General features: G+C 68.2%; 5 protein-coding genes. 3 read left to right on the top strand and 2 right to left on the bottom strand.

What is annotated here, in order from left to right:
- A complete protein-coding gene (locus tag RRX38_RS04260) occupies positions 1-15,999 on the bottom strand; it encodes a non-ribosomal peptide synthase/polyketide synthase (RefSeq protein ID WP_315961675.1) in 15,999 nt (5,332 codons plus the stop codon).
- 193 nt (positions 16,000-16,192) lie between these two features.
- Between RRX38_RS04260 and RRX38_RS04255 the strand changes: the two genes are divergently transcribed.
- The 3 genes from RRX38_RS04255 to RRX38_RS04245 are packed head-to-tail and all read left to right on the top strand — an operon-like array spanning position 16,193 to position 19,166.
- Positions 16,193-17,179 (top strand): cupin-like domain-containing protein, encoded by a 987-nt coding sequence (locus tag RRX38_RS04255; protein ID WP_315961674.1) that lies wholly within the window; start codon positions 16,193-16,195, stop codon positions 17,177-17,179.
- Positions 17,176-18,525, top strand: a complete 1,350-nt coding sequence (locus tag RRX38_RS04250) for an MFS transporter (RefSeq protein WP_315961673.1) — start codon at positions 17,176-17,178, stop codon at positions 18,523-18,525. Before RRX38_RS04255 ends, RRX38_RS04250 begins: the two co-directional genes overlap by 4 nt.
- A 29-nt stretch (positions 18,526-18,554) precedes the next feature.
- A complete protein-coding gene (locus RRX38_RS04245) occupies positions 18,555-19,166 on the top strand; it encodes an aspartyl/asparaginyl beta-hydroxylase domain-containing protein (RefSeq protein ID WP_315961672.1) in 612 nt (203 codons plus the stop codon).
- 60 nt (positions 19,167-19,226) lie between these two features.
- On the opposite strand, the gene RRX38_RS04240 is transcribed toward RRX38_RS04245, so the two are convergent.
- Positions 19,227-19,625, bottom strand: coding sequence for a hypothetical protein (locus RRX38_RS04240; RefSeq protein ID WP_315961671.1), 399 nt, complete (start codon positions 19,623-19,625; stop codon positions 19,227-19,229).
- Positions 19,626-19,730: the final 105 nt, after the last annotated feature.

Raw genomic sequence — 19,730 nt, 5'->3', positions numbered from 1 at the left:
TCAGGCATCCTTGGAAACGAGGGCAAGCAGTTCACTTTCGCTGAGCGAGGCCATCTGGCCCTCCAGCTCGAGCAGTTGTTCAGCGCTGAACTGCGCCAGTTGCAGGGTGTTGATCAGGTCGGCCAGGGCGTCGAGCGTGGGGTGCTCGAACACCTCACGCAGCGGCACGTCCACGCCGAAGCTCTGGCGGGCCTGCAGGGTCACCTGCACGGCCAGCAGCGAATGTCCGCCCAACTCGAAGAAGTGGTCGTGGCGGCCGACGCGTTCCAGGCCCAGCAACTCGGCCCAGATGCGCGCCAGTTCGGTTTCGGTTTCACCTTGCGGTGCCTCGAACACGCGGCTGGAGAAGTCGCCGCCCTGAGGTGCTGGCAGGGCGTTGCGGTCGACCTTGCCGTTGGGGCTCAGCGGCAGGCGCTCCAGCACCACGAAGGCCGCAGGCACCATGTAGGCCGGCAGGTGTTCGCCGAGGTACTCGCGCAAGGCCGTCGGCGCAGCGTCCAGTTCGCCGCTCAGGCTCAGGTAGGCCACCAGGCGCGGTACGCCGGGTGTGTCTTCCCGGGCGATGACCAGCGCCTCACGCACACCCGCTACGCAGAGCATCCGTGCCTCGATCTCGCCCGGCTCGATGCGCAGGCCGCGCAGCTTGATCTGCTGGTCCAGCCGGCCGAGGAACTCCAGCGCGCCATCCTGGCGCTGGCGTACCCGGTCACCGGTGCGGTACATGCGTGCCTGCGCCGCCGTACAGAAAGGGTCGTCCAGGAAGCGTTCGGCGCTCAGCGCCGGCTGATCCAGGTAACCACGGGCCACCCCGGCACCGCCCACGTAGAGTTCACCGGCCACGCCCTGGGGCACCGGGCGCCCCTGCGGGTCGAGCACGTACAGGCGGGCATTGGGGATGCCACGGCCAATCGGCACCGTGCCTTGTTCGTCGGCGCCGCAGCGGTGCACGCTGGCCCATACGGTGGCTTCGGTAGGGCCGTATTCGTTGTACAGCGTCAGTGCCGGTTCACGGGCCGCGCAGGCCTGGGCGAGGTCGGCGGGGCAGGCCTCGCCGGCGACGATCATTTCGCGCAGGCTGCAGGCCGGCGACAGGCTGGCCAGCAAAGGCCGCGCCAGCGACGGTACGCACAGCAGCGTGGTGATCGACTGGGCCTCGATCAGCTCGGCCAGGGCCAGCGGGTCACGGGCCTGTTCGGCCGAGGCGATGCACAGGGTGTCGCCGCTGCACAGGCTGCCGAAGATCCCGGCCACCGAGCTGTCGAAGGCCACCGACGAGAGCAGCAGGAAGCGCCGCTCGGCCGAGCTGCCATACACCTGCAGGCGCGCCCGGGTGGAGGCCACCAGCTGGCGGTGCTCGATCATCACGCCCTTCGGCGTGCCGGTGGAGCCGGAGGTGTAGATCACGTAGGCCAGGCTGGCGGAACTCAGCGCACCGTTCTCAGGGGCGGCCGGGCCGCTTTGCGGGGCGCTGCTCAGGGCCTGTTCGAGCATCAGGTAGCGGCTGCCTTCGGGCAGGCTGCCCAGGGCTTCACGGCCCTGGGCATCGGCCAGTACACGGCGTGGTCGCGCGTCTTCGACGATGGCGGTCAGGCGGGCCGAAGGGTAGGCCGAGTCCAGCGGCACGTAGGCCGCGCCGGCCTTGAGAATGCCCAGCAGGCCGACGATCATCGCCGCGCCGCGCGCCACACAGAGGGCCACCAGCTCACCGGGCAGCACACCCTCGGCGATCAACTGGCGGGCCAGCTGGTCGGCCTGGGTGTTGAGCTGCACGTAGCTCAGGCAGTGGGTGCCGGCCTGTACGGCAATGGCCTGTGGCGTCTGGCGCACCTGCGCTTCGAACAGGTGCTGGATGCACGGGTCGCCGGGGAAGGCCACGGCATCGGCGTTGCTGCAGGTCAGCGCCCGTTCGCGGGCCTGGGCCGGCAACACGTCGAGTGCTGCCAGAGGCTGGTCGGGCTGGGCGGCCAAAGCCTGGCTGAGGGTCTGCAACGCCTGCAGCATCATCTGGCCAATCGTCGTGGCCGACATGCTCGGCAGGCATTGCACGGTCAGGCTCAGGGCGTGGCCATGGTCGTTGACCGACAGCGCCAGCGGGTAGTTGCTGCGCTCGGCACTGCCGAGAATGCGCAGCCTCGGCCATTGCAGCTGGCGATCATCACGCTGGTGGCGGTAGTTGAGCAGGCTGGTGAACAGCGGCACGCCGCTGGCCACGCCACTGCAACGCTGCGCCAGGGCCAGCGGCGCCTGTTCGTGGGCGAGCAGTTCAATCAGGTCCTGATGGGTCGCCAACACCTGCGCCTGGGCAGCCTGGCCGGCCACCGACACGCGCACCGGCAAGGTGTTGATGAACACCCCCAGGGCATGCTCGGCGCCCGCCGAACCTTGCAGGCGGCCGCTGACCACGGTGCCGAACACCACGTCGTCAAGGCTGGTGCAGCGCGCCAGCACTTGCGCCCAGGCCACATGGAACAGCGCCGCCGGGGTCACGCCCAGCGCCTGGGCCTGGCTGCGCAGGCGCTGGTTCAGCGCGTCGCTCAGCGCCAGCTCGGCTTCTTGCAGTTGGCTGCCATCACCCTGCACGTCGAGTTCGTCGAAGGGCGCGGTCGGTGTGTCGATATCGCTCAGACGCGCGCTGAAATAGGCTTCGTGCACTTCGGCCGGGGTGGCCAGGGCCTGGGCGATGAAGTCGCGGAACGGCTGTGCGGGCGGCAGTGCTGCGTCGGCCTGGTGCAGCAGCGTGTGGATTTCTTCCAGCACGGTTTCCAGGGTCACGTGGTCACTGGCCATGTGGTGGTTGAGCAGGGCCAGCAGCCAGCCCTGGCTGCCCGGCTGCCGGGCGATGCAGGCGCGCATCAGCGGGCCCTGGCGCAGGTCCAGGCGGGTACGTGAAGGCTCGGTGCGGGCCTTGAGCTGCTCCAGCGCGTCGCCTTCGGCCTGCAGTTCCAGCAGCTGCACCGGCAGCGTGGCCTGGCGCTGCACCACCTGCACCGCTTGGGGCAGGCCATCCCAATGCACGCCGGTGCGCAGGATGTCATGCCGGTCGATGACCTGCTGCAAGGCCGCCAGGAAAGAGTCCAGCGCGGTGCGGTCGTCGAATTCCAGCAGCGAGCGCACCAGGTAGGCATCGCCCTGCTGGCCGAGCATGTGGTGGAACAGGATGCCTTGCTGCAGCGGCGCCAGCGGGTAGATGTCCTGGATGTTCGCCGCGCCACCCGCTACCGCATCGCTCAACTGGTCGAGCTGCGCCTGGCTGAGGTCCACCAGCGGCAGCATGTGCGGGGTGAGGGCGGTGCAGCCGGCCGGGATGCCGTTGGCCGGGGCACGGAAGTGCTGGCCGTGGCTGTCGCTCAGCGCCTGGGCCAGGGCCTTGAGGGTCGGGGCGCTGAACAGGGTGCGTACGTCGGCGTTCAGGCCTTGGCCGCGCAGCCGCTCGATCAGGCTGACGGCCATCATCGAGTGCCCACCGAGGGCGAAGAAGTTGTCGTGTCGACCCACCTGCGGCACGCCAAGCAGGGCCTGCCAGTGTCCGGCCAGCGCCTGTTCCAGTGGCCCTTGCGGGGCCTCGTAGGTGCTGCTGGCCCAGGCGTCGGCGCTCGGCTCGGGCAGCGCACGGCGGTCGAGCTTGCCATTGGGCGTCAGCGGCAAGGCTGGCAGGGTCACGAAGGCCGCCGGCAGCATGTGCGCCGGCAACTGGCTGGCCAGCGCCTCGCGCAGTTGTGCAGGCTCGCCGGGCTCGCCACACAGGTAGGCCACCAACTGTTTGCCCTGGGCGCTGTCGCGGGCCACCAGCGCGGCCTCGCGCACGCCGGGCAGGCTGGCAAGTGCCGCTTCGATCTCGCCCGGCTCGACGCGCAGGCCCCGAATCTTCAGCTGTTCATCGTTGCGGCCCAGGTAGTGCAGAATGCCATCGGCCGCCCAGCGGCCCAGGTCACCGGTTTTGTACAGACGACCCTGCGGCGTGTCGATGAAACGCTCGGCGGTCAGCTCGGGGCGGTTGAGGTAACCGCGCGCCACACCAGCGCCGCCGATGTGGATTTCGCCCACCACGCCAATCGGCAGCACCTGGCCGTGCTCGTCGAGCACATGCAGCTGCAGGTTGCGGATCGGCAGGCCGATCGGGATGGGCTGCTCACGGTAGTGTTCCAGGTCGGCGTCGAGGCGATGCCAGGCCACCACGTCGCTGCACTCGGTGGGGCCGTAGCTGTTGATGAACTGTGGGCGCGGCTGGGCAAGCTTTTCCAGCACGCTCAACTGGATCGGCTCGCCGCCCAGTACCACACGCTTGAGGCCGGCCATGCGTTGCTCGGGGTCGGCTTCGACCAGCGCACGGAAGGCGCTGGGCGAAAGGTTCAGGTGGCTGACGCCGGCACTGTGGATGTGCGCCACGATGGCCCTCGGGTCGAACGGCTCGGCGGCCAGGTGCAGGGCGGCACCGGTCATCAGCGGGGCGAGGATGTTCTTCTGGGTCAGGTCGAAGTTGTAGGAAGAGGCCAGCAACACCGCGTCGCTGGCATCCAGGGCCAGGTCCTGCAGGTACCAGTCGAGCAGGTTGCGCAGGCCGCGGTGCTCGACCATCACGCCCTTGGGCTTGCCGGTGGAACCGGAGGTGTAGATCACGTAGGCCAGTTGCCCGAAGCTCGGCGCCGGTGCCTGCGGATCGTGGCAGGCGGCCTGCTGCTGGTCCGCGCTGCCCAGCTCCAGGGTCGGCAGACCCTCGGCGCCCGGCAGGCTCAGGCCGGCATCGCAGACCAGCGCACGCGGGGCGCTGTCGGCGAGCATGTAGGCCAGGCGCTCGGCGGGGTAGTTGGCATCCAGTGGCACGTAGGCGGCACCGGCCTTGAGAATGCCCAGCAGGCCCGCGACCATCTGCGCGCTGCGGCCAGCGCACAGGCCCACGGTGTCGTCCGGGCCCACGCCCTGGCCGATCAGCCAGTGGGCGACCTGGTTGGCGCGGGCATTGAGCTGCGCATAGCTGCAGCGCTCGGTGGCGCTGGCCACCGCCAGGGCGTCGGGGGTGCGTGCCGCCTGGGCCTGGAACACCCGTTGCGGCAGGCGCTCGGCGCGCTCGTCCAAGGCCACCTGCGGACCGCTGAAGGCCTGTTGCAGTTGTTCGGCTTGCGCGGGCGTCAGCAGTGGCAGCGCGGCCAACGGCTGATCGCTACAGGCCAGCATGGCGTCGAGCAGGCACAGCAGGTGCTCGCGCCAGCGCGCGATGGTGCTGGCGTCGAACAGGTCGGTGGCGTACTCGAACTGGCCGCTGAAGGTCTGGCCATCGTCGTTCAGCGCCAGGGTCAGGTCGAACTGGGTGGTGCTGGTTTCTGGCGTCAGCGGCGTCAGTTCGACGCCCGGAAGGGCAATGGCCTGGTCTTGCGGCGTGTTGCCCAGCACCAGCATGGCCTGGAACAGCGGGCTGTGGCCCAGGCTGCGTTCCGGTTGCAGGGCCTCGACCACCTGTTCGAACGGCACCGCCTGGTGCTCGTAAGCGTCGAGCGTGGTGGCCTTGATGTGCGCCAGCAGCTCGTCGACGCGGCGGTGCGCGGACAGGTCCAGGTGCAGGGCCAGGGTGTTGACGAAGAAGCCGATCAGCGCCTCGGTTTCCTGGCGGGTGCGGTTGGCCACCGGTGTGCCGACTACCACTTGCGCCTGATTGCTCAGCCGCGACAGCAGGATCGACCAGGCCCCCAGCAGAGTCATGAAGGGGGTCAGGCCGTGCTGCTGGCTGAACTGGCGCAGGCGCTGGCTCAGCTCGGCGGGCAGTTGCACGGCCAGGGCGGCGCCACGGTAGCTCTGTTCGGCGGGGCGTGGCCGGTCGGTGGGCAGCTCCAGCAGCGCCGGGGCGCCGCGCAGGTGTTGCTGCCAGAACTCCAGCTGGTGTTGCAGGCGTTCGCCCTGCAACTGCTGCTGTTGCCAGGCAGCGTAGTCGGCGTATTGCAGGGCCAGCGGCGGCAATGGGTCGGCCTGGCCCTGGCAGAACGCGGCGTACAGGCGGTTGAACTCGCCGATCATCACCGCCACCGACCAGCCATCGGAAACGATGTGGTGCTGGGTCACCAGCAGCAGGTGTTCGTCATCGGCGATGCGCAGCAGGCGGCCACGTACCAGCGGGCCCGTGCCGAGGTCGAACGGCGTGCGGGCTTCCTCGGCCCGCTGCTGCTCCACGGCCTCTGCCGGCTGGCCGCGCAGGTCGTGCTCGACCAGGCTGAAGCCACAGTCGGCCGGAGCGAACTGCACGCTGCCGGCCTGCGGGAAGCGGGCGCGCAGGCTTTCGTGACGGGCGATGACGCGGTCCAGCGCCTGCTTGAGCGCCTCAACGTTCAACTTGCCACGCAGGTGCAGGGCGGCAGGCATGTGGTAGGCCAGGCTGGCCGCCGGATCGAGCTGGTCGAGGAACCACAGGCGCTGTTGCGCCAGCGACAGCGGTACGGGTTGAGTGCGAGAAATCGGCTCGATGGCCTGGATGTCGGTCGGTCTGGCCTGGTCTACACATTCGGCCAGCTCACGCAGCGAACGCTGGGCGAACAGGGTCTGCAGGTCGAGCTGCACGCCCAGCTCCTGGAGCAGGCGTGCCTGCAATTGCACGGTGAGCAGCGAATGACCGCCCAGGGCCAGGAAGCCGTCGTCGCGGCCGACCTGTTCTACGCCCAGCAGGCTTTGCCAGATCTGCGCGATGGCCTGCTCGGTGTCGCCTTCGGGCGCGGCATAGGCCTGGCTGGCCAGGGTCTCGGCGCCGGGGGCGGGCAGGGCGCGGCGATCGAGCTTGCCGTTGGCGGTCAACGGCAGTTGCTCCAGCACCACGTAGGCGCTGGGCACCATGTACTCCGGCAAGCGTTCAAGCAGCGCGGCACGCAGGGCCGAAGCATCGGCTGGCGCACCGCACAGGTAGGCGACCAACTGCTTGCCATCGCGGGCGATCACCGCCGCTTCGCGCACGCCGTTGCAGGCCAGCAGGGCGCTTTCGATCTCCCCCAGCTCGATACGGAAGCCACGGATCTTCACCTGGAAGTCATTGCGGCCCAGGTATTCCAGGGTGCCGTCGGCGCGCCAGCGGCCCAGGTCGCCGGTCTTGTACAGGCGGCCCAGCGCGGTGTGGATGAAGCGCTCGGCGGTCAGTTCCGGACGGTTGAGGTAACCGCGTGCCACACCTGCGCCGCCGATGTGCAATTCACCGGCCACGCCAATCGGCGCCGGCTGGCCTTGGGCATCGAGCACATAGAGCTGCACGTTGGCCAGCGGGCGGCCGATGCTCGGTTGTTCGCCCAGTTCGGCGACCAAGCCCTGGCTAGCGTCGACGGTACCTTCGGTGGGGCCGTACATGTTGTAGAAGTGGATGCTCGGGCAGGCACGCAGGCGTGCCCAGGTCGCGGCATTGATCGGCTCGCCACCCAGTAGCACGCTGCGCGGTTTGTAGCGTTCACGCTCCAGCAGCCCGGCGGCGAGCAGGCCGTCGAGTTGCGAAGGGGTGGAGTCGAAGGCCTGGATCTGCTCGGCTTCGAGGAAGTCCAGCAGCTCCTGGCCGCTGGCGCGCAGGTGCTGCGGCACGATCACCAGGCAGTGGCCGGCGCCGAGCTGGCAGATGCCCTTGAGCGACATATCGAAGTAGAAGCCGGCATTCAGGGCCACCCGCGCCTGAGCCGTGCAATGGCTGTGGGTGGTGTGTGCCAGCACCTGGCTGAAGTTGAACAGCGAGCGGTGCTCGACCATCACGCCCTTGGCCTGGCCGGTGGAGCCGGAGGTGTAGATCACATAGGCCAGGTGCTCCGGGGTGAGGGCGGGCACCTGCGGGTTGCTGTCGTAGCTGGAGTCGTCGGCAGCGGCCAGGGACTCGGCGGTATCCAGGGCCAGGCGCGGTACGTTGACCTCCGGCAGCGTCAGCGCGGCCTGGGCCAGCACGGCGCAGGGCTGGCTGTCGGCGAGCAGGAAGGCCATGCGCTCGGCGGGGTTGGCCGGGTCCAGCGGCACGTAGGCGGCACCGGCCTTGAGCACGCCGAGCACCCCGACGATCATCTCCAGGCTGCGCTCGGCGCACAGCGCCACGCGGTCGTCGGGCTGCACGCCGAGGGCGAGCAACTGGCGAGTCAGGTGGTTGGCGCGGCGGTTGAGCTGGCGGTAGCTAAGCGATTGCTGCTCATGGACCAGCGCGGTGGCGTCCGGCTGCTGGCGGGCCTGGTCTTCGAACTGCTGGTGCAGCGGGCGAACCGCGCCGAAATCCTCGGCGGTGTGGTTGAAGCCGCGCAGCAGTTGCTCGCGCTCGGCGTCGGGCAACACCTCCAGGGCCTGGGCCGGACGTGCCGGGTCATGCTGCAGGGCATCGACCAGGGAAGCCACGGCCTGCTCCAGGTACTGGGCGACCTGTGTCGGGTCAATGCCCGCCACGGCCTGGGCGCTGATGGAGAACCCTGTGCCTTCATCACCCACCGCGACTTCGATCGGGTAGTTGGTGCGCGCTTCGTTGCTATGCACCTGCACGCCGTCCCAGGTCAGGACTGCACCGTCGTTGGCCAGCGAGCCGCCTTCGCTCTGGTGGCGGTAGTTCAGCAGGGTGGTGAACAGTGGCAGCGGGACGGCGACCGCGCTGCAACGCTGCGCCTGGGTCAACGGTGCCTGTTCATAGCGCAGCAGTTCGGCCAGGTCGGCGGCGGTGTCTTCCAGCAACGCCTGGGTGCTACGGCCCTGCAAGGCTACGCGCACCGGCAGGGTGTTGATGAACACGCCCAGGGCACGACCGGCGCCCAGCGAACCCTGCGAACGGCCGGCCAGCACGGTGCCGAACACCACGTCGGGCTGGCCGGTGCAGCGCGCCAGCACCTGCGCCCAGGCCACATGGAAAAGCACTGCCGGGGTCAGCTGGGCCTGGCGGGCGCAGCTGCGCAGGCGCTGCGCCAGTGCGTTCGGCAGGCGCCGGTGCGCCTCGTGTACGCTGGCCGCATCGCCCTGTACGTCGAGCTGCCCGAATGGCGCGGTGGGCGTGTCGATATCGGCCAGGCGGCGCTGGAAATACTCGGTGTGGCTGTCAGCCGGCAAGGTTTGCAGATGGGCGATGAACTCGCGGTATGGCACCGGTTCCGGCAGCGCGCTGGCCTGGCCCTGCATCAGTGCCTGCACTTCTTCCAGCACGATGGCCAGCGAAACGTGGTCGCTGATCAGGTGGTGGTCCAGCAGGGCCAGCCAGCAGCGCCCGCTGTCGGGTTCTTCGGCGCTCCAGGCGTGCATCAGCGGCGCCTGGTTGAGGTTCAGGCGCAGGCTGCGCGGGTCGCTGGCCCGTTCCAGGGCCTGGCGGGCGCTCAGACCGTCCAGGTCGGCCAGGACGGTGACCGGCAGCGTGGCCTGACGCTGCACGACTTGCAGCGGCTGCGCCTGGCCGGCCCAGTGCACGGCGGTACGCAATACGTCGTGGCGGTCGATGACCTGCTGCAGCGCTGCGGTGAAGGCCTGCAGGTGCGCGCGGCTGTCGAATTCGATCATCGAGCGCACCAGGTAGGCATCACCCTGGTGCCCCAGCAGATGGTGGAACAGCATGCCCTGCTGCAACGGCGCCAGAGGGTAGATGTCCTGCACGTTGGCGGCGCCACCGGGCACGTCGGCCAGCAGCTTGTCCAAGTGTTCCTGGCTGATCTGCACCAGCGGCAGCATGTCCGGGGTCAGTGCGGTGCAGCCGGCTGGAATGCCGTTGGCTGGCGCGCTGAAGGCGGTTTGCGGTGCACGATTGATGCTCTGCGCCATTTCCCACAGGGTCGGGGTGCTGAACACCGTGCGTACGCTGGCGTGCAGGCCCTGTTCGCGCAGCCGGTCGATCAGGCTTACCGCCAGCAGCGAGTGGCCGCCCAGCTCGAAGAAGCGGTCGTGGCGGCCGACCTGTTCCACACCCAGCACGTCCTGCCACACCTGCGCCAAGCGCTGTTCCAGAGCGCCGCGCGGCGCCTCGTAGGCGCGGCTGGCAAAAGCTTCCTGGCCAGGGGCGGGCAGGGCCTTGCGGTCCAGCTTGCCATTGGGGGTCAGTGGCAGGGTTTCCAGACGCACCCAGGCGCTGGGCAGCATGTATTCGGGCAGTCGCGCCAGCAGGTGTTCGCGCAGGCGCTCGATGGCCACTGGTTCGCCGCACAGGTAGGCAATCAGGCGTTGGCCGCCGCTCTCGGCCGGTCTGGCCACCACTACCGCCTCGCGCACGCCAGGGCAACTGGCGAGCACACTTTCGATTTCGCCCAGTTCGACCCGGAAGCCGCGGATCTTCACTTGGTCGTCGTTACGCCCCAGGTAATGCAGGGTGCCGTCGGCGCACCAACGGCCCTGGTCGCCGGTCTTGTACAGGCGTGCATCGGGGGCGGTGCTGAACGGGTCCGCGATGAAGCGTTCGGCGCTCAGTTCCTCGCGGTTCAGATAACCGCGGGCCACGCCCACGCCACCGATATGGATTTCCCCGACCGCGCCCAGCGGCGCCAGTTGCCCGGCGGCATCCAGCACATGCAGCTGGGTGTTGCGCAGCGGTTCGCCGATGCTGCGGAAGTCGTCGCTGGCGCTGCGGATCAGGCGCACCGAGGCATTCACCGTGGCTTCGGTCGGGCCATAGGCGTTGAACAATTGCGGGCGATGGCCGCTGCGCTGGAACCACTGCGCCACGGCCTGCTTGCTTACCGCTTCGCCGCCGATCATCAGCTGGCGGATGCAGGTGGGCATGGGCACGTGACTGTCACGCGCCAGTTGCTGCCAGAACACCGTGGGCAGGTTGGCCACGCTGATCGCGTGTTGTTCGCACAGGCTGGCGAACGCCGCGCTACCGGCGATCCAGGCGTCGCTGCGCAGTACCAGGGTGGCGCCGCTGAACAGGGCGCCGAAGATCTCTTCCACCGACATGTCGAAGGCCAGGCTGGCGAATTGCAGCACGCGGTCCTGCGGGTTCAGGCCATAGCGCTCCTGCAGGGCAGCGATCTGGTTGCACAACGAGCGGTGTTCGATCATCACGCCCTTGGGCTTGCCGGTGGAGCCGGAGGTATAGATGACGTAGGCCAGGTGGCGGCTGGTCAGCCCTTCGACCTGCGGGTCATGGCTGTCGCCCTGGTCACAGCTTTCCAGGGTCACTTGGGCCAGTGCTGGCGTCGGCAGATGCTGGGCCAATGCCGCCTGGGTCAGCAGCACCTTCGGTGCGCTGTCTTCGAGCATGTGTTGCAGGCGCTCGCCGGGGTAGTTGGGGTCCAGCGGCACGTAGGCGCCACCGGCCTTGAGGATGCCCAGCACGCCGACGATCATCGCCGGGCTGCGCTCGGCGAGCAGCGCCACGCGGTCATCCGGGCGTACCCCCAGGGCGATCAGGCGGTGTGCCACACGGTTGGCGCGGGCATTGAGTTCGGCATAGCTGAGCGTCTGGCCGTCGGCTTCCAGGGCCTTTGCCTGCGGGCGGGCACGTACCTGCGCTTCGAAGGCCTGCTGTGCGCACAGGCTTTCGACGAAGGCGGTGGCGGGCGGATTGAGGCGGTTGAGCAGCTGGCGGCGCTGGGCGTTGCTCAACAATGGCAGGGTCGCCAGTGGCTGGTCGGCGCCCGCCAGCATGGCATCGAGCAGGCACAGCAGGTGCTCGCGCCAGCGCGCGATGGTGCTGGCGTCGAACAGGTCGGTGGCGTATTCGAACTGGCCGCTGAAGGTCTCGCCATCGTCGTTCAGCGCCAGGGTCAGGTCGAACTGGGTGGTGCTGGCTTCTGGCGTCAGCGGCGTCAGTTCGACGCCCGGCAGGGCGATGGCCTGGTCCTGCGGCGTGTTGCCGAGCACCAGCATGGCCTGGAACAGCGGGCTGTGACCCAGGCTGCGTTCCGGTTGCAGGGCCTCGACCACCTGTTCGAACGGCACCGCCTGGTGCTCGTAAGCGTCGAGCGTGGTGGCCTTGACGTGCGCCAGCAGCTCGTCGACGCGGCGGTGTGCGGACAGGTCCAGGTGCAGGGCCAGGGTGTTGACGAAGAAGCCGATCAGCGCCTCGGTTTCCTGGCGGGTGCGGTTGGCTACCGGCGTGCCGAGCACCACTTGCGCCTGGTTGCTCAGTCGTGACAGCAGGATCGACCAGGCCCCCAGCAGGGTCATGAAGGGGGTCAGGCCCTGTTGCTGGCTGAACTGGCGCAGGCGCTGGCTCAGCTCGGCGGGCAGTTGCACGGCCAGGGCCGCGCCGCGGTAGCTCTGTTCGGCGGGGCGTGGGCGGTCGGCGGGCAGCTCCAGCAGCGCCGGGGCGCCGCGTAGGTGTTGCTGCCAGAACTCCAGCTGGTGTTGCAGGCGTTCGCCCTGCAACTGCTGCTGTTGCCAGGCAGCGTAGTCGGCGTATTGCAGGTCCAGCGGCGGCAATGGGTCCGGTTGGCCCTGGCAGAACGCGGCGTACAGGCGGTTGAACTCGCCGATCATCACCGCCACCGACCAGCCATCGGAGACGATGTGGTGCTGGGTCACCAGCAGCAGGTGCTCGTCATCGGCGATGCGCAGCAGGCGGCCACGTACCAGAGGACCCTGGCCGAGGTCGAACGGCGTGCGGGCTTCCTCGGCGCGCTGCTGCTCCACGGCCTCTGCCGGCTGACCGCGCAGGTCGTGCTCGACCAGGCTGAAGCCACAGTCGGCCGGAGCGAACTGCACGCTGCCAGCCTTCGGGAAACGGGCGCGCAGGCTTTCGTGGCGGGCGACGATGCGGTCCAGGGCCTGCTTGAGCGCGGCGACGTTCAGCTCGCCACGCAGATGCAGGGCGGCAGGCATGTGGTAGGCCAGGCTGGCCGCCGGATCGAGCTGGTCGAGAAACCACAGGCGCTGCTGGGCCAGTGACAGCGGCATCGGCTGTTCACGGGCGATGCGCACGATCGCCTGCTGCTCGGTGACGTTTGCCTCGCCCATGTGCTGGTCCACGCGCGTGGCCAGCTCACGCAGCGAACGCTGGGCGAACAGGGTCTGCAGGTCGAGCTGCACGCCCAGTTCCTGCAGCAGGCGGGCCTGCAACTGCACGGTGAGCAGCGAATGACCGCCCAGGGCCAGGAAGCCGTCGTCGCGGCCGACTTGCTCGACGCCCAGCAGGCTTTGCCAGATCTGCGCGATGGCCTGCTCGGTGTCGCCTTCGGGCGCGGCGTAGGCCTGGCTGGCCAGGGTCTCGGCGCCGGGGGCGGGCAGGGCGCGGCGGTCGAGTTTGCCGTTGCTGTTCAGCGGCAGTTGCTCCAGCACCACGAACGCGCTGGGCACCATGTACTCCGGCAGGCGCTCGAGCAGCGCGGCACGCAGGGCCGAAGCATCGGCTGGAGCACCGCACAGGTAGGCCACCAGGCGCGTGCCGTCGCTATCGCCATGACTGTCGTTACGGGCGATCACCACCGCTTCACGCACGCCTTCGCAGGCCAGCAGGGCGCTTTCGATCTCGCCCAGCTCGATACGGAAACCGCGGATCTTCACCTGGAAGTCATTGCGGCCCAGGTACTCCAAGGCACCGTCGGCGCGCCAGCGGCCCAGGTCGCCGGTCTTGTACAAGCGGCCCAGTGGCGTTTCGACGAAACGCTCGGCGCTGAGATCAGGGCGGTTGAAGTAACCCCGTGCCACGCCGACACCGCCGATGTGTAGTTCACCGGCCACGCCAATCGGCAGGGGCTGGTGCAGCGCATCGAGCACGTACATCTGGATATTGGCGATCGGGCGGCCGATGGGCACGCTGTCGCCCGCGTCGGTGGGACGGCATTGCCAGGCGGTGACGTCGATGGCCGCTTCGGTGGGGCCATACAGGTTGTGCAGCTCCACACCGGGCAGACGGCTTTCGAAGCGCTGCTGCAGGGCGCGGGGCAAGGCCTCGCCACTGCACAGCACGCGGCGCAAGGCCGGGAAGTGCAGGGCGCCAGGCTGTTGCAGGAACACCTCGAGCATCGAGGGCACGAAGTGCAGCATGGTCACCCCGGCCTGGTTCAGCAGGTCGGCCAGGTACTCCGGCTGCTGGTGACCACCGGGACGCGCCAGCACCAGCTCGGCGCCGGCCAGCAACGGCAGGAAGAACTCCCACACCGAGACGTCGAAACCGAACGGGGTTTTCTGCAGGATCCGCTCGCTGGCCTCCACACCGTGGTAATCACGCGCCCAGAGCAAGCGGTTGACCACCCCGGCGTGCTCGTTCATCACGCCTTTGGGCATACCGGTGGAGCCGGAGGTATACAGCACATAGGCCAGGTGCTGCGGGGTCAGGCCAGCGACGTCGGGGTTGCTGTCAGGCTGGCTGGTCAGATCCAGCGTGTCGATCAGCATCAGCGGTGCGCTGCTGGCGGGCAGCCCGTCGGCCAGGGCCTGCGTGCTGAGCAACGCCATGGGGGCGCTGTCATCGAGCATGTAGGCCTGACGCTGGGCCGGCAGGGCCGGGTCGACGGGCACGTAGGCTGCGCCGGCCTTGAGGGTGGCCAACAGGGCGACGACCAGCTGCGGGCCGCGCTCCAGGCATACCGCCACCCGCGCATCGGGGCCGGCGCCCAGTGCGATCAGGCGATGCGCCAGGCGGTTGGCCTGGCGGTTGAGCTGGTCATAACTGAGCAACGGGCCGGTGTCGCCGCGCAGCGCACAGGCTTGCGGCCGTTGGCGAACCTGCTCTTCGAACAGGCCGTGGACCAGTAATTGCGCAGGGTACGGCTGTGGCGCGGGGTTGAAGTCTTCGAGCACGCAACGCTGCTCGGCCGCGCTCATCAGCGGGAAGCGCGCCACCGGGGTTTCGGCGTGCTCCAGCACGGCTTCGAGCATCGCCACGATGCGCTGCTGGAAGTGCCGGGCCTGGTCGGCGCTGAAATAGGCGGTGTTGAAGTTGAAGTCCAGGTGCACGTCTTCGAAGGGGTGGTAGTCACGCACGAAGATGGCCATCGGCGTCTGCTCGTAGCCGTTGTCCATGGTGATGACCCGCGACGCGGTGCCGCCGAACTGGTCGTCGCCGTCGAGGCTTTCGAACGACAGCGAAACCTCGAACAGCTGGCGCCGCCCCAGCCGCGCCAGGCCCAGCAGGCGGTTCAGGTCGGCGATGGGGAAGCGCTGGTGGCGGTAGCAGCGGCGCAACTGGGCGTTGGCTGCCTGCATCAGTTCCAGCAGCGTGGCCTCTGGCTGCACCGCCAGGCGGATGGGGCTGACCGACGAGAACATTCCGGAGGTGGCCTTGGCCTTGGCGGTGGTGCGGTTGTGCACCGGCATGCCGATCACCAGGTCATCGACGCCCTCGGTGCGGCTGAAGTAGATCGCCACCACGCTGATCAGCACGTGGGCCAGCGACAACTTGTGCTCGCCAGCGAACTGCCCCAGGGCGTTGTACAGCGCGCGCGGCAGCATGCACTGCACCTGTTCGCTGGGCGCCAGCTGCCCGGCCTGGGTACTGGCACGGTAGTCGGCGCGGCGTTGCAGCAAGGCCGGTGGCAGCTCGGCGAAGGTGTCCTGCCAGAATTGCCGGTCGCGCTCGTAGCGGCTCGATTGCAGGTAGGCCTGGTCGTCGGCGACGAAATCCAGGTAGGAATGCCCGTCGGGCACCTCTTCGCTGCCGGCCAGCAGGGCGTTGTAGGCCGTGCCTACGGCGTGGCCGATCAGGGCCACGCCGATACCGTCGGTGACCAGGTGGTGATAGCGCGCCAGCCAGTAATGGCGATTCGGCCCGCAGCGCACCAGCTGGGCCTCCCACAACTGCCCGGTGAGGCTTTCGAAGGGCTGGCGAAACGCATCGCGCAGGTAGGCCATGGCCAGGCCGGCGTCGTCATCGGCCTCGCTGAACTCCACCAGCTTGAGCTTGACCTTGACCTCGGGCAGCACGCACTGGCGGCCCAGACCGCCCTCCTGGCTGAAGCTCAGGCGCAGTGTGTCGTGGCGGTTGGCGACCATTTCCAGGGCTTTTTCGAACAGCGCGACATCGATCTTGCCGCGGATCTCCAGCGACATGCCGATGTTGTAGTACGGCAGGCCGGGGTGAGCGATCTGATCGAGCCAGATGCCTTGCTGAACGGAGGCCAGCGGATGGAAAGTGGTGTCTTGCGTGCGCGGGGTATCGGTCATCTCAAAGCACCTGCGTAGGCCCAAAGGCGGGGAGGTTGACGGGGGCAATCCCCTTCTCAGTGGCTGAAAAAACTAGAGCATCCGCCTGGCCATGGCTGTCACGGAAAGCGGGGACAATGGCCATCCATGCCGGGGTCTGGACCGGGCGGGCTGTTATACCTAGGGCCTCGTTCTGAGCCATCACGAGGCGAACATGTCATTGCCCCAATCGCTCGCGCAGCCGGCGAACAAGTTCTGGAGCCTGTCGCGCTTTCCCAACTACACCCGCTGTGGCGCGGTGGACGAGATCGACGCCCTGAGCATCAGCCGCGCCGACTTCGTTCATCATTACGTGAACCGCAACCGACCCTGCCTGGTGCGCAATGCGGTACGCCACTGGCCGGCGTTCGAGCGCTGGCAGGCGCTGGATTACCTGGTCCGGCATTCGCACAACAAACCGGTGGTGGTGCGCGCCCAGGTGGTGCCCGAGGTGATCGGCTGGGCGCGCCCGCAGGTCAAGGCCGAACTCACGGCCTACGCCAACAGCGTGTACCGCGACATGCCCTTTCATGAGTTTCTTGCTGGCCTGACGGCCGGCAGCGGGCCCTGGGTGGCGGACAGCTGCCGCTTCAGCGAAGGCTCGGCCATCGAGCCGATGAAGGACGATGTGGGCGGGCTGCCGTTCATGCCGACCCTGGGCAAGTCGCTGGCCTACCCGGCGCACCGCAGCTTTCTGTATCGCGACTCCTACACCGACTGGCATTTCCACGTCACCGACGAGACCTTCATGGCCCAGGTGGTGGGTGCCAAGGAGGTGCTGATCCTGCCGCCCGATGAAGCGGCCTGGCGCGCCCTGCGCCCGGTGATCGAAGACACCGGGCGGCTGTACGACATCGACACCGAGCGCTTTCCCGGCACCCAGGCGCTGCAACCGCTGCGCACCGTGGTCGGCCCGGGCGATGCGTTGTACATCCCGGTGTATTGGTGGCACGCCGTGCAGTCGCTGGACGAAGCCTATGGCGCCACGGTGGCGGCGACTTTCCGCACCCCCTTGCATGTCAGTGGCGATATCCGTTCGCCCATCGCCCGGCGCGTACTGCGCACCTACCTGTTCTCGCGTTACGCGCCGCTGGTGGCCGCCGCCGTGGGCTATTCCATGGCCTGGCGCCTGGCCAACGGCTTGAGAAGGGGGGCGGCATGAGCGGGCGTTTCGACCTGGGGCGCGGCTTCTACTGGCTCTGGTGCGGCGAGTCGCTGGCGGTGGTGGGCACCGCACTGATGGAATTCGCCTTGGGCGTATGGGTTTACAACCACACCGGCTCGACCGTGGCGTTTGCCAACGCGGTGCTGGCGGCGACCCTGCCGGCCGTGCTGTTCCTGCCGCTGGCCGGCGGGCTGGCCGACCGCTTCAGTCACCGGGCGATCATTCTGTGCTGCGACCTGATTCTCGCCACGCTGTTGCTCGGCCTGATGGCGCTATTGTGGACCGATCGTCTACAACCCTTGCACCTGTACGCCTTCAACGCCCTGGCGTCAGTGGTCAGTGCCTTTCGCAAGCCGGCCTACCAGGCGGCAGTCAGCCTGCTGGTGAAACCCGGCAAGTTCACCAAGGCCTCGGGGCTGAGCAGCCTGAGCAAGAACACTTCGGCGCTGGTAGCGCCCTTGCTGGCCGGGGCGATCATGGCCCACTCGGGGCTGGTGACCATTCTGATGGTCGACCTGATCGCTTACTGCGCCGGCTCGCTGCTGGTGGTCAAGGCGTTCTCCGGGTTGCGTCGGGTCGTGGTTGACAAGCCCGAGCCTGAACCGACAACCGGCAGCGCCCAGGGGCATGTGCGCCTGGCGCTGCGGTTTCTGGCCAGCCGTCGGACCTTGCTTGGCCTGCTGGTCTACACCATGGCCCGTGGTGCCGTGGTGGCGGTGGCCACCTTGATGATGACGCCCTTGCTGCTCTCGACCCTGGGCAGCCAGGCGCTGGGCATGGCCTACACCTGGGCGGCGCTGGGTGGCCTGGCGGCAGCCGGTGTGCTGATCGTGCTGGGTGAGCCGCGCAACCTGCTGGTCAGCGCGACCCTGGCCGATGCGGTACTGGCCGCCTGTGTCATGGGCCTGGGCTGGGTCGCCCAGCCTTGGGCCTACTACCCGTTGGTGTTCGTCGCCATCTGTGTGGCCGGCATTGCCGATGCCTGCGTGAATGCCTTGTGGATGCGCAACCTGGGCGCCGCCAGTCGCGCCAGCGTGTTCGCCCTGATCAGCATGCTGACCATTGCCACGACCAGTGTCCTGACGCTGCTGGCCGGCTTTGCCGTCGACCACTGGCTGCAACCGGCCATGCTGCCGGGCGGTGCCTATGCTGCCGTCCTGGGACCCTGGCTGGGTACTGGCGTCGGGCGTGGCGTGGGCCTGCTGCTGGTAAGCCTGGGGGCGCTGCTGGGCCTGTTGGTACTCGCCCTGCTGGCTTCGCGGGCGATGCGCCGGCTCGGCCGGACTGTACCGGTTTCACATGACAGACAGCCCGAAGCCGGGCAGTCACCCTTGGCCAGCTAGAACGCTGATCATTGAGAAGGAGACCCCCGATGCGCCCCTCGTTTTATGACGCCAGCCGCTTTCCGCACCTGCAGCGCCTGGCCAACAACTGGGAAGTGATACGCCAGGAATTCCTGGCCCTTGACGCCCCTACACTGACCATCAACCGGGTCGGCAAGTCGATCACCGAAATCGTCGACGAGGTCGACCAGCACATGCAGGCCGGCGGTGAATACGGTTGGCTGTGGGGCTGGGGCGACAACATGCAGCCCATGCCGGAGTGGACCCAGTACGGCCTGGTGGCCTACGACAAGGCCATTCCCCACGTTCGCGAGGCCATGCCGCGCACCCTCGATCTGCTGGCCCAGGTGCCTGGCATCAAGCTGTGCGCGCTGCTGCGCATGGAGCCCAATGTGTTTCTTGGCACCCATGCGCACACCGGCACCTGGGAAGAGGGCCTGTTGCACATGCAACTGACCGTCGATGCGCCACTGGAGCAGAACTACGCCTACCTCAACGTGAACGGCAGCTTCAATCAAAGCACCAATGGCAACTTGGTGATCTTCGACGGCTCGCTGGACCATTTCGCCGTGAACGCCTCACGAGGCCACCGTACGGTGCTGTACATGGAGTTCTACCGCGACGTGCACATGGTCGCCTGAGCAGGGTCCTGCCAGGCCCCGGACAGTGACGACGTTGTCCGGGGCCGTTGGCGTGGCGCCTCACACTGCGACAGGAACAGGCTTGGGCTCGGCAGCGGCGTCGGCGAAATCGAACGCCTTGACCACCCGCGCCAGGGTCTTGCAGCTCTCCGGCTCATCGAAGTGCGCGTAGGCGTAATCCAGTGCCTGGCACAACTGGGTGCTGAGCAGGTATTCATCTTCGCTCAGCGCCTGCGCCAGGCCGTGCACGTAGTACACCGGGCGCACGCCCACCTGCACCAGCACCGAGGTCAGCGCGCGCTCGGTGGCACGCACGCTCTGGCTGGCTTCTTCGGGGTCTGGTTCGCCTTCACGGGCCAGAAAACTCAGGCATACCGGCGGCGGCAGCTGCTCGGCCAGGTGCCGGAAGCGGCTGACGGTTTCACATAAACGCAGGGCTACATCTTGGGTTTGGGACATTGGGGCTGAACTCCGGACGGTCACGCCGCGCCGATGGCGGCGTTGTGGCATCAATGGCATCAGAAGGCTTCGACTGCTGGCCAACGGATTGGTGCGTCTTGGGAA

This window comes from Pseudomonas sp. DTU_2021_1001937_2_SI_NGA_ILE_001 (assembly GCF_032463525.1).
Classification (GTDB): domain Bacteria; phylum Pseudomonadota; class Gammaproteobacteria; order Pseudomonadales; family Pseudomonadaceae; genus Aquipseudomonas.
Note: the sequence above shows the minus strand (reverse complement) of the source record. Positions and strands in the feature narration are given on the sequence as shown.